12 protein-coding genes are annotated in these 11226 nt (G+C 40.1%); 4 read left to right on the plus strand and 8 right to left on the minus strand.

Translation table 11 applies throughout. The features are described 5' to 3' along the window. The first annotated feature begins 2 nt into the window (after nucleotides 1-2). The 3 genes from FA047_RS13705 to FA047_RS13715 all read left to right on the plus strand — a co-directional run bounded on the left by FA047_RS13705 (nucleotide 3) and on the right by FA047_RS13715 (nucleotide 4491). Nucleotides 3-890, plus strand: coding sequence for a DMT family transporter (locus FA047_RS13705; RefSeq protein WP_136836620.1), 888 nt, complete (start codon nucleotides 3-5; stop codon nucleotides 888-890). A gap of 469 nt (nucleotides 891-1359) precedes the next feature. Further along, nucleotides 1360-4170: a TolB-like translocation protein gene (locus tag FA047_RS13710; protein ID WP_136836621.1), complete on the plus strand. Its 2811-nt coding sequence runs from the start codon at nucleotides 1360-1362 to the stop codon at nucleotides 4168-4170. A gap of 24 nt (nucleotides 4171-4194) precedes the next feature. Beyond that, on the plus strand, nucleotides 4195-4491 hold the full coding sequence (locus FA047_RS13715; RefSeq protein WP_136836622.1) for a LapA family protein: 297 nt from the start codon (nucleotides 4195-4197) through the stop codon (nucleotides 4489-4491). Here FA047_RS13715 and FA047_RS13720 read toward each other — a convergent pair. From FA047_RS13720 to ispE, 3 genes are all read right to left on the minus strand, one after another. Next, a complete protein-coding gene (locus tag FA047_RS13720) occupies nucleotides 4488-5651 on the minus strand; it encodes an O-succinylhomoserine sulfhydrylase (RefSeq protein WP_136836623.1) in 1164 nt (387 codons plus the stop codon). The two genes, FA047_RS13715 and FA047_RS13720, sit on opposite strands and share 4 nt — an antisense overlap. Nucleotides 5652-5656: 5 nt before the next feature. Continuing rightward, nucleotides 5657-6073, minus strand: a complete 417-nt coding sequence (locus tag FA047_RS13725; RefSeq protein ID WP_136836624.1) for an OsmC family protein — start codon at nucleotides 6071-6073, stop codon at nucleotides 5657-5659. A 67-nt stretch (nucleotides 6074-6140) separates the two neighbouring features. Then, nucleotides 6141-6944: a 4-(cytidine 5'-diphospho)-2-C-methyl-D-erythritol kinase gene (gene ispE, locus FA047_RS13730; RefSeq protein ID WP_136836625.1), complete on the minus strand. Its 804-nt coding sequence runs from the start codon at nucleotides 6942-6944 to the stop codon at nucleotides 6141-6143. 365 nt (nucleotides 6945-7309) lie between these two features. Here ispE and FA047_RS13735 point away from each other — a divergent pair, with 365 nt between their 5' ends. Then, nucleotides 7310-7621 (plus strand): hypothetical protein, encoded by a 312-nt coding sequence (locus FA047_RS13735; protein ID WP_136836626.1) that lies wholly within the window; start codon nucleotides 7310-7312, stop codon nucleotides 7619-7621. An 83-nt stretch (nucleotides 7622-7704) separates the two neighbouring features. Here the strand turns inward: FA047_RS13735 and FA047_RS13740 are convergent, their stop codons facing one another. From FA047_RS13740 to FA047_RS13760, 5 genes are all read right to left on the minus strand, one after another. After that, nucleotides 7705-8184 carry a hypothetical protein gene (locus tag FA047_RS13740; protein ID WP_136836627.1) on the minus strand — a complete coding sequence of 160 codons (480 nt, stop codon included), beginning with the start codon at nucleotides 8182-8184 and terminating at the stop codon, nucleotides 7705-7707. 3 nt (nucleotides 8185-8187) lie between these two features. Further along, on the minus strand, nucleotides 8188-8352 hold the full coding sequence (locus tag FA047_RS20535; protein ID WP_169304406.1) for a hypothetical protein: 165 nt from the start codon (nucleotides 8350-8352) through the stop codon (nucleotides 8188-8190). Between the two features lie 120 nt (nucleotides 8353-8472). After that, nucleotides 8473-8703, minus strand: coding sequence for a hypothetical protein (locus FA047_RS13745; protein WP_136836628.1), 231 nt, complete (start codon nucleotides 8701-8703; stop codon nucleotides 8473-8475). Nucleotides 8704-9373: 670 nt separating this feature from the next. Further along, nucleotides 9374-9877, minus strand: coding sequence for a hypothetical protein (locus tag FA047_RS13755; protein ID WP_136836630.1), 504 nt, complete (start codon nucleotides 9875-9877; stop codon nucleotides 9374-9376). Next, nucleotides 9874-11226 (minus strand): RHS repeat domain-containing protein (locus tag FA047_RS13760; RefSeq protein ID WP_136836631.1); only part of this gene is annotated, 1353 nt, incomplete at its 5' end. The genes FA047_RS13755 and FA047_RS13760, both read right to left, overlap by 4 nt.

An 11226-nucleotide genomic window follows, 5' to 3' on the forward strand; every position in this document is an offset into this window, starting at 1 on the left:
CAATGAACAACCTTTCTTCCATAACGAAAAGCTTACTGGTACTGCATTTTACTGTCTTTATATGGGGTTTTACAGGCATCCTGGGTGCACTTATATCTATTGATGCAGTGCAAATGGTGTGGTATAGGGTACTTATTGCCAGCATTACCTTATTTGTTTATTTTAAACTGAGCAAAACCAGTATAAAAGTGACCAGAAAGCAGTTTCTGCAGTTCTTTTTAACAGGAAGTATCGTAGCCATACATTGGATCTTGTTCTTTCACGCCATCAAGGTATCTACTGTATCAGTAGTGCTCGTATGTATGTCGTCCATCACCCTTTTTACGGCAGTATTAGAGCCTTTAGTCAAGAAACAGCCCATATTCAAGCCCGATATCTTCGTCGGGCTCATCATTATTCTGGGCATATACCTCATATTTAAGTTCGAATCACAGTACACATTGGGAATAGTTTTAGGCCTTTTAGCTACCGTTGCATCCAGTATTTTTGCCATCATCAACTCCAATCTGGTTCAGAAAAGCGATGCAAAAATCATAGGATTCTACGAAATATCCGGTGCCTTTTTCTGGATTACATTGTACCGTTTGTTCAATGGAGAGCTTCAAAATGAATCTTTCAATCTGGGATTCCATGACTGGATTTACCTGCTCATATTAGGCACTATATGTACTGCCTTGGCTTACGTTGCAGGAGTCTCAGTGATGCGAAATCTATCTGCATTCCGGGTCGCCTTAATCACGAATTTAGAGCCCGTATACGGTATCATTTTAGCCTTCCTTTTCTTCGGTTCAAAGGAGTCTATGTCGGTCGGATTTTACCTCGGGGCGACACTAATTTTAGGTTCGGTTTTCCTGTATCCGATCTACAAAAAACGCAAGAATTTACAGTAGTTTTTCGCACTAAAAATACAGGGGTGGGGGAGTGTTTTTCTTATCTGCTTCGGTTCAATATCCTTTCTATAAACTGATCCAAAAGAGACCTAGACCAAGGTCTTAATAAGCATCTATAAACGCTCATTTCCCCTCAAAATCCATTCAATAATCAGCGTATTCTACAGCAGATATTTTGCTCAATCTGTATACATTCTTAATTTTCATCAAAAAATATTTGTTGGATTTAAAGCCTAAATAGTGTACCTTGACAGCAGATTAAAGCAAACAGAATCGACTAAGTTCATTTTATAAAAATGCCACTATAAAACGCTTAAAAACACAATAAAATTAGTCAATAACCAATTTAATTTAGTTAATTTAAAAAACTGAATATCAGTAAAATAAATATAAACAATTAAATAATAACATAACAATAAATACAGTTTCAGGAAATATAAAAACTAATAATTTTAGCAAACCTATTGAAATGACTGAAAAAAACAACATAAAAGCACTGATAATCAAATTAATAAACATTTCTATATTAACCGTTATTTCACATACTGCTTTTGCCCAGATTTTCGGCGCTGAACAAAACCCACTTAGTGTAAAATGGAGGCAAATTAACACCTCGGGCTTCAAACTCATTTATCCGGACGAACTCGAAAAAGAAGCCCAAAGAATGGCTGCTACAATTAGCCACATCTACCCTTACGTCGGCAGCTCTCTAAACCGACAAAAAACCAGCATTCCTATCTTACTTCAAAACCGCGGAGTAATCGCAAATGGCTTCGTCCAACTAGCCCCAAAAAAGTCAGAATTTTACACTACCCCACCGCAGCAATTTGACAGTCAGGATTGGCTGAATAACCTTGCCGTTCATGAGCTCCGTCACGTGGCCCAATTCGACAAACTGACCAACGGAAAAGCCTCCCCTTTTCCAGAGGATATTTACTTCGCATGGTTCGGTGTAAGCATCCCGCTTTGGTTCTTTGAAGGCGACGCTGTAACCATCGAAACTGCACTTACAAATTCAGGCAGAGGACGACAACCATTATGGGTGATGCCTTACCGGGCAGCACTGCTCGAGGGCAGGAAATTTTCTTACAGCAAAGCCAACTTCGGATCTAACAAAGATATCACCCCCGGCTACTACCAACTCGGCTACCTGATGGCCTCAAACATCAGAAAGGATTTTGGAAGAAATATTTTCGACAGCGTACTTACAGACATCCGTAAAAGACCGGTACGACTTTACCCTTTTTCAAACAGCCTAAAAAAATTCACCGGCAAGGGAACCAGACAATCTTACCTCCAAACCTCAGCCCTGATTAAAAAAGAATGGGAGGCTCAGGACAAAAACCTGAAGACACAAACTTACCCTACCTTGAACAAAGCAGCTGGTTATGCCGCCAGCTATTTCATGCCGGTAAAACTGAAGAACGAAAAAATACTCGTGCTAAAGGACAGCAAAAGTGAAGCTGCTTATTTTGTACTGATCGACAGCAACAAAAAAGAACAGAGGCTCTTTGGCATTGGCCCGCAGGAGCAGCCGTGGTTCAGCTATGCCGCCAATACGATCGTATGGGACGAGATCCGGTACGACCCAAGATACCGTCAAAGGAGCTACAGTGTGATCTGCAGTTACAACATGAGCACAAAAAAATTTAAAAAGCTCAGTTCGCGGAGCAGGCTCTTCTCTCCTGCTATCTCGGCCGACGGGAAAAAGATTGTCGCAGTAAAAATTGACCTCAGCAATAAATGCAATCTCGTGGAGCTTGATGCTGAAAGCGGAAAGATCATCAACACCTTTGCCAATCCGGAAAACCTCATCCTTCAAACCCCCAGCTATGACAGCAACGGCAGCCTGGTCGCCTACATTAGCGTAAGCGAAAAAGGAAAAGCCCTAAGGATTGCCGGAGCAGAAGACAAAAACCAGGTTTTAATCAAAGAATCACAACAGCAGCTGAGCAGACCGATCTATATTGACCAGGGAATAGCTTTTAACGCGCATTACAATGGAATCGACAACATTTACCGCATAGATACCATCAGCAAAAAGATAAGCGCTCTGAGCGCTTCTAAATACGGCGCTTTTAATCCATCCAAAATAGAAGGCGCCGAAAAGATCCTGTTCAACAACTACGCTGCATCAGGATATGAGATTTCAGAAACAGACATCAACCCGACACCCTCGGGCAGAAATAGCTTTGTGTATTTTGGCGCCCCTACCCAGCAACAGGAAAACACAGGAAACGTATTTTTAAGCGTCCCTGACAGTACTTTTACCTCCCGGCCATACAAAACCCTAAGTCACCTGTTCAACGTCCACAGCATCATTCCTGTGATCGAAGACGAATACCAGTTTGGATTGCAGCTAAAATCCAACAACCTGCTGAACACTTTCGATTTTTTTGCAGGTGCAGATTACCACCGCGACCTCAACCGGTTTGAGTACAGCACAGGTTTTAGTCTGAAAACATTTTACCCCATCATCCGAACTACCTACAGGAACCGTCCGAGGAGAGGTTTTTACAACACCAAGGCCGGTGTACTTCAGGGCGACTGGAGAGAAAACTATGTTCAACTTCAGGCCTCACTCCCGCTGAGCATCAATGCGCGCAATCACAATTACAACTTTTCTGTAAACACATCGACCAGCTACACAACGAGATACATGCCGGAAAACCTTCCTTCAAACTTCATCACATCGCTGGCTTTTCCAATGCAGTACAATTTCACTTTTACACACACCGTCAGACAAGCAGAGAGAGACATTGCACCGAAATGGGCGCAGACCCTTAGGTTAACCTATGTCCATCAGCCTTTTGACGACCAGTTGGCCGGACGCCTGTTCGCCGCCGAAGGGTTTCTGTATTTTCCGGGATTGGCCAAAAACCACAGCTTTCTTACCAATTTCAACTACCAGACCGCAACAGGAATACGCAGGTACGACCAGGAGATCGCGACCGTTTACGGCTACAACAACATCAAAGCGACAAGCACGCTCAACAACACGCTTTTATTCAATTACCGCTTTCCTATTGCGTTTCCTGATGCCGAGATCGGTCCGCTGGCTTACATCAGGAACCTAAGAGGCACCTTGTTTTGCCACTACGAGAACTTCGGCACAGAGACCAACCTGTCGGAACCTAAAACCTATGGCTTTGAATTGCGCAGCAGCCTGAATGTACTCAGATACCAGCCGATTGTAGATTTAGGCGCGAGATTTGTGTTTGTAAACAAAAAATACAATCAAAATCCTATATTAGAACTGATTTTCAACTACAGCTTTTAACAGAAGAACAAAAACCCTATCCTGATGAAAACCAAAACCATTTTTATTATCGCCTTTACTGCACTAATCACTATATTTTTGATGATCAATACCGATGCAGTTGAATTCAACTTCATTTTTGTCAAAAGGGACATTTCTAAGCTTCTGGTAGTAGGCATATGTACTTTTGTAGGATTTATCCTCGGCTACTGGGCAGCCAAACCAAAAACAACTGTGAGCAGCTATGATATGAACGATCCCCAGGTGTCACCTGAGGATCGGAGAAATGATTTGAAGAGAAAAAACGACCTCAGCGACGAGGACCGTGATTATATCAGTTAGGCTAAAGCCTGTTTTATATCAGCCAGGATATCATCAATATGTTCCAAACCTATTGACAGGCGAATTGTTCCCTGCTCGATACCTACCTGCAAGCGCTCTTCTTCTGTAAGTTTAGAATGCGTACTGGTAGCCGGATGCGTAGCGATAGACCTTGTATCACCAAGATTCGCAGAAATAGAGAACATTTTCAGTCCATCCATAAACTTACCGGCCGCAGCTACTCCGCCATCGATCACGAAGGTCACGATGCCACCCCCCTGTCTCATTTGTTTCTTCGCGATGTCGTACTGCGGGTGCGAAGGCAAAAAAGGATACATTACTTTTTTAATCACCGCATTGCCCTCCAAAAACTGAGCTACTTTCAGCGCACTTTCGCAATGCCTGTCCATACGCACAGCTAAAGTCTCTAAGCTTTTTGAAAGCAACCAGGCATTGAACGGCGACATAGCCGGCCCGCTGTGCCTTGCAAAACCTTCAATTTCCTTGATCAGCTTAGCAGAGCCTAAGATGATTCCACCAAGTGTACGACCTTGTCCGTCAATGAATTTAGTTGCCGAGTGAATAGAAATATCAGCACCCAATTTGATTGGCTGCTGCAGGTAAGGCGTAGCAAAACAATTGTCGACTACCAGCATAATTCCATTTTTCTTAGCCAATTGCGCCAGCCATGCCAGGTCGATGATGTCAATACCAGGATTTGAAGGTGTCTCTACAAAGATCATTTTGGTATTAGGCTTGATGCCATTTTCCCATTGATCCAATTTATCCAGGTCAGCATAAGTATAACTTACGCCCCATTTAGGAAAAATATTATTGAGCAACTGATGTGTAGAACCAAAAACCGAACGGCTGGATAAAACATGATCGCCAGACTGCAGGAACGACGCAAAAGTTGTAAAAATCGCAGCCATTCCGCTAGCTGTAGCCCATCCTGCCTCTGCACCTTCCAGAACCGCCATTTTATTGATCAGTTCGTCTGTATTTGGATTGGCATAACGGCTGTATACGTTACCTTCCTTTTCGTTTGCAAAAAGTGCACGCATTTCCTCAGCATCATCAAATTTATAACTTGAAGTGAGGTACAAAGGCACTGAGTGCTCTTTAAACTGTGTTCTTTCCGCTTGTAAACGAATGGCCAAGGTTTCGAAATTGTCTTGCATTTTTATTATTGATGAATGGTGTATGTAAAATTAATTTGTGCAGAGCGTCCCAGAATATTGGATACCGAGCAATACTTGTCAAAAGTCATATCCAGCGCACGCTCTACTTTTTGTACGCTTAATGTACCGTAAAGATCAAAATGAATATTGATAACGTCAAATATCGGTGGCATCTCCTGATCCTTTCTTGTAGCCTTGATACTGATTTTAACATCATTCAGCGGCTCCTTTTGCTTAGTCAGCACATTGACCATATCTATACCGCTGCAGCCACCTAGGCCGATCAGCAACATTTCCATTGGCCTGAAACCTTTACCTTCTCCTCCGATTTCCTGTTTTGCATCCAGCTCGACTTTAAAGCCACTTGAATTTTCAGCTTCAAAATTAAACTTGCCACTTTTACGTACTAAGTTGATCTCCATATATTCCTTTTGTTGTCAATTACGCCGATTTTCCCAATGATGATTAAGAGATCTTTCATTAGGATTTTCAGACATTGTAAAATACCTTATTGTCCTTTTCCAGACCGGATAATTTTGTCTCTTCCTCAAAAATACCAAATACACACGAACCGCTACCACTCATGGCTGCATAAATTGCACCAGCGTGATACAACTCCGTTTTTACCCGTTCTATTTCAGGATATTTTGAGAACACAGTAGCTTCAAAATCATTCTTCAGATTCAATTTCCAATCTTTGAGGGGCAAAGGTATTAAATCTTTTACCGAACTACTAGGAATTATAGGCTTTATTCCGCTATAAGCATCAGCTGTAGATACGTGAACCTCAGGCTTCACCAGCACCATAAAATAGTTGGAGAGATCGAGATCAACGGCGCTGAACTCGTCGCCGATACCTTCAGCAAATACTGGTTCATTACGGATAAAGAAAGGGCAATCTGCACCTAGTTGTCCGGCATAGACCTCCATTTGGTTGTCGGTGAGACCCAATTCAAACTTCTGGTTCAGCAGCTTAATCAGGAACGCAGCATCAGAAGAACCACCCCCTAGTCCGGCACCCACAGGAATATTTTTTAGCAAAGTAATTTGCTGTGGAGGCAGGTTAAAATCTTTTTTCAGCAACTGATAAGCTTTGATACAAATGTTATCTGTCGCATCGCCGGGCACATCTACACCCTTAATCACGCAACTTGTCTCTACTGCATCTGTGATCTCGATAACATCATAAAGCTTAACCGGATAAAATATCGTTTCAAGGTTATGGTACCCATCAGGTCTTTTTTCTATGACGTTGAGGCCAAGGTTGATCTTGGCATTGGCAAATGCAAGCATTGATGGTGTGGTTAATATTGTGCTGGCAAACTTACAAATAATCGATTCAGAATTACAACTGGCATATGAACATGCTTTTATTTCTTGCCGTCATCCTGACCTCGAAGAAACTGCGAAGCAAATAAATTCAGGATGACGAACGCTACTGTATGATGGCCCACAGGCAAAGACAATCACATCTAACCCTGCTTCCGTTTAAAAACTCAACAAAGTGTGGAGAAGCTCTACAACTAATTTCTACACCAAAAAACATAAACCACTAACAATCAATCAAGTGCCAAAAACTTCAAGGTTTGGTATCATTATGATGCATACACTAAACAGAATTAACATGAATTTTTAACTGAAACATTAAAATAAGTATTATGAAAAAGATCATCTTATCAGCAGCATTTTTAGCAGTAGCAGGATTAACAACAGTAAAAGCAAATGACATCAAAAACCCAATTATAGTTGCTGTACAACAAGATAGTACTACAAAAGCTCCGGTTGAGTTGAAAGACCTTCCAGAGGCAGTTACGAAGACCCTACAATCTGACCCTGTTAAAGCCTGGACTCCAACTGCAGCGTTTTTAGTGACTAACGCAGACAAAACTTCTTACTATCTGATCAACGTGAAGAAAGAACAAGAAACCGGTTCTTTGAAAATCGACAAGGACGGTAAAATCATTGAATAATTAAAATTCAATATACTAATAGCTAATACACACAAAAGCCGGAGGATTCCGGCTTTTGTGGTATTTAATTAAATCCTAAAAATTTATTTAATCTCGCGTAGCTGACGTATTTGTTCTAGCGCCAATACGTCAATTTGATCTTTTGGACGATTAACGACCTTCTTATTTTCGATCAATTGATTAATATGCAAGAAAGGGATATTTACATCCTCGATATCTGCAACAGAAGCCATTTCCAGACATTCATCGAAAGTATACCCTTCTAGCCCCTTCATTTCGATAAGTATGTCTAAGCGAAGGCCATTTTTAAGATGAAAATCTGTCCAACCTGGAATAAATTGCATGTACTCAATCATGGGATAATCACCCATATCACATTTCATAAATGCTTGACGCAACTGTTGTCTATTATCTAAGGTATCTTTTAACCATATATCCAAATCACCTGTAAAACGCTGATAACCGTGTAGATTGGTAGCATATCCACCAACCATAATGTATTGCACATTATATTCCTGAAGCGTTCTCCAAAAATTTAAAATATCCTCATCAAAGATGTCCACGAATTACTTACTAATAAATGGTTTATGGGATATGGAAGCCTGTTTCATGGTCTGTTGTATTTTATACAAACGGGTAGCCATTTCAAAACGCTCCTTATAACTTCTTTTTAGCCCCTCTTTTAAAAGCTCTAATTCAGCCTGATCAAATGATTGCTTCTGTTTATCCATTATGCTGGCTTAAAAACTGTATCAAATTTAGAAAAAATGTCTCTATTTAACAAGTCTTATCTTAGTAGAGATAGAAGCTATCATACTGACGTGTTTATAGCTTTTGGTAGGTTAATAGATTTATTCATGATTATTAATCTTTACTTTCCAATCTAAATCCTCAAGCTGTTTTTCGGTATATTCTACGATATCATATTGTTTCCTTTTTGCCAATTCCTCAATATTACGATACTTCTTAATAGAATCTTGGTTGAAAACAAACAGATAAAGTTTGTTTTTCGGACCTTGATTCAAGATACGATACCAACCATTAGTTCCCGACTCAAAAAGCTCCAAGGTGTCTCCAGGCAATACCTCATTTTTTGAGAAATACGGAACATCATAGCCCCTTATCGATGAGATGGTATCAACCTTAGTTATGATAAAACAACTATTCCCGCTTTGGTTTATGATTTCCAGCTTGGAAGCCGGTGGATCGTAAACACAGGAACAGAAAAGTATTGACAGACAAACAATCTTAATTATACATCTCATTACGATACCATAATCTGTAATTTCATTTACAAAACCATTTATAAGAAAACAACCCAGAAGGACTTATTTTCTGAAATTTTCCATATTCGCCCTTGTTATTTTTTTTATAAAGATAGAGAAACTCTGAACATGGCGCTTTAAATACGGAATCACCAACGGACAGACGTTCTTCCAACATGATAGAATAGTTCCAGAACAAAAATTCTTTTCCTTCCTTATTATACAATATGAGTCTCTTTGTTGGAGTAACCCTAATCTTATTTATTACAAAATAATATCCTTCTATAAACTCTTTTCTGGAATTAACAAACGTATTTGCTATAGTAAAAAACACAATGAAAAACATCTTTATCACTATGATGGCTTGTATGGTTGTTTTTTTCATCTATATCAAATTGTCACATTATCAACCAAAAACGACAAGTAAATTCAGGACTGGACACAGCAGGTTTCAAAATTACCTGGCTACTATTGCCGAAACCTCCAATTACATCAAAAGAGAAAAAATAAATGTTGATATTATAGTGAGTACGACACTCAGAGACAAAAGCCCATATTTAATCTTTTTATTTCTCGTCCATTTGTCAAATTTTTCAAAATAAGACAAATATTTATCACCCTTGAAAATCAAAACATGGCAAACAAAATAAGAAGTGATAAAAAAAATCGGAAGAAAAATACCATATGATGTAATCTGGATATCTAGTATTCTAATAATAATTATAGAAATAGTCATTTGGACTAAAAATAATATACCGGCTAAGATTCCGCCCATGTATATTACACTTACTCCGAATCTTTTACTATACAGGATTGAGTCTATTTCTTTATCAATATCAACCCCAAGTTTTTCATATCTTTTCTTAAGGAACGGCATTTTAACTAATAGGCGTACCGGATTTAATATCCTAAATAGCCTGCTCAATTTATATTCCCCTTTATACATACAATAGTATATCCAATTTAAAAACGTTTCTATATCTTTCATCATTTATGCTTGTAATATTGATCCACACCATATTCAGCTGCTTTACCCCCTGCCTTACCTCCGAAGTAACCACCGACAAACCCAACGGTACCACCTATGACCGCCCCCGGAACTGAACCTACTCCGAAGAAAGCTATACCAATTGCTCCCCCACCAGCTGCACCAACCTTAGCACCTATTAATCCACCTGCAAGCGACCCTAGTGTACTTGCTGTTGCACGAGTAGCATTATATCCAACTTTATTTCCGTCCTTTTTAAAACCTTCAGCTGTTTCAATTACGCCAACGCCAACGCTCAAAAATGTTACAATTCTACCTGCACTTTTGTATTTACTTGCTAATTTTAATACTCCATTTCTGCTTCCTGTATGCTGATTTCCAGCAAAATTCGTAGAATAATATTTATTATTTTTTCCCAGCCATTTACCGTTGTTAAGGAATAAATTTTCCCCAAACCCGTATGCCCCTCCTCCGATATCCAATGCCTCTTTCGAGTTCTCCCAACTCCCATTTTGTTTATTAGCATTATTCCCAAAGTTACCTCTATTTGAACTATATTTTTCCTGATTTAAATCATTTTGCGTACGTGCCCGTGGCAGCTCCGCATTAAGTGGATTGTAATTAGCCCACATATATGCATATGCAGCCTGTCTCTGCTGAATTCTTGCATTTCTCGCACCAGCCATCATCGCATGATTAGCTTCCGCCTGTCCCCTAGCCTGTTCTTTTTCATTATTGTAGTGAATATATGCATAGTATCCACCTGCATAAGGATCATACCACATATCCCTATACCATTCCCCTCTAGGGTCTTCTTTACCCTCCGGAGCCATCCCCGTAGGATCTGTAAAAGCCATTGGATTATTAAACACATAATTATAAGCCGACACCCCATAAAACTGTTCCGCCAATGGATCCGCCACACTCCATCTCGCTACTGCAGGATCATAGAACCTTGCACCATGATCATATTCGCCCAACTCTTCCTGGAATTCCTTTCCGGTATACAGGTAATTATTCTTATTACCCGCTGTATAATTTATATCAGCACCGGGCATCACCATACCAAAAGGATAGTAACTATTCTCCTGCACCAATCTTGCAGTACGCTGGGTCACATCTGCAGGATCAGCATCAATGGTAGCTCGAACATTGCCTAAATGATCTGTTAAATTATACTCATAAATAAACTTAGTGCCGTCAAACCAGGCACGGCCCTCGCTGGTCTGGATATATTGCACTTGCAGGGTGTCCACATGCCGGCCAACATATTCAATGCCTTTATTGTAGGCAGTAATCATTGTAACAGGGCCATTTACATACTTCTTCTGCAATTTCTCTCCTTCGGCAGT

It is taken from the genome of Pedobacter frigoris (assembly GCF_005116445.1).
Taxonomy (GTDB): Bacteria; Bacteroidota; Bacteroidia; order Sphingobacteriales; family Sphingobacteriaceae; genus Pedobacter; species Pedobacter frigoris.

Coding starts and splice junctions, on each gene's coding strand:
- FA047_RS13705 (WP_136836620.1), top strand. CDS start 3: ATGAACAACCTTTCTTCCATAACGAAAAGCTTACTGGTACTGCATTTT.
- FA047_RS13710 (WP_136836621.1), top strand. CDS start 1,360: ATGACTGAAAAAAACAACATAAAAGCACTGATAATCAAATTAATAAAC.
- FA047_RS13715 (WP_136836622.1), top strand. CDS start 4,195: ATGAAAACCAAAACCATTTTTATTATCGCCTTTACTGCACTAATCACT.
- FA047_RS13720 (WP_136836623.1), bottom strand. CDS start 5,651: ATGCAAGACAATTTCGAAACCTTGGCCATTCGTTTACAAGCGGAAAGA.
- FA047_RS13725 (WP_136836624.1), bottom strand. CDS start 6,073: ATGGAGATCAACTTAGTACGTAAAAGTGGCAAGTTTAATTTTGAAGCT.
- ispE (WP_136836625.1), bottom strand. CDS start 6,944: ATGCTTGCATTTGCCAATGCCAAGATCAACCTTGGCCTCAACGTCATA.
- FA047_RS13735 (WP_136836626.1), top strand. CDS start 7,310: ATGAAAAAGATCATCTTATCAGCAGCATTTTTAGCAGTAGCAGGATTA.
- FA047_RS20535 (WP_169304406.1), bottom strand. CDS start 8,352: ATGGATAAACAGAAGCAATCATTTGATCAGGCTGAATTAGAGCTTTTA.
- FA047_RS13755 (WP_136836630.1), bottom strand. CDS start 9,877: ATGATGAAAGATATAGAAACGTTTTTAAATTGGATATACTATTGTATG.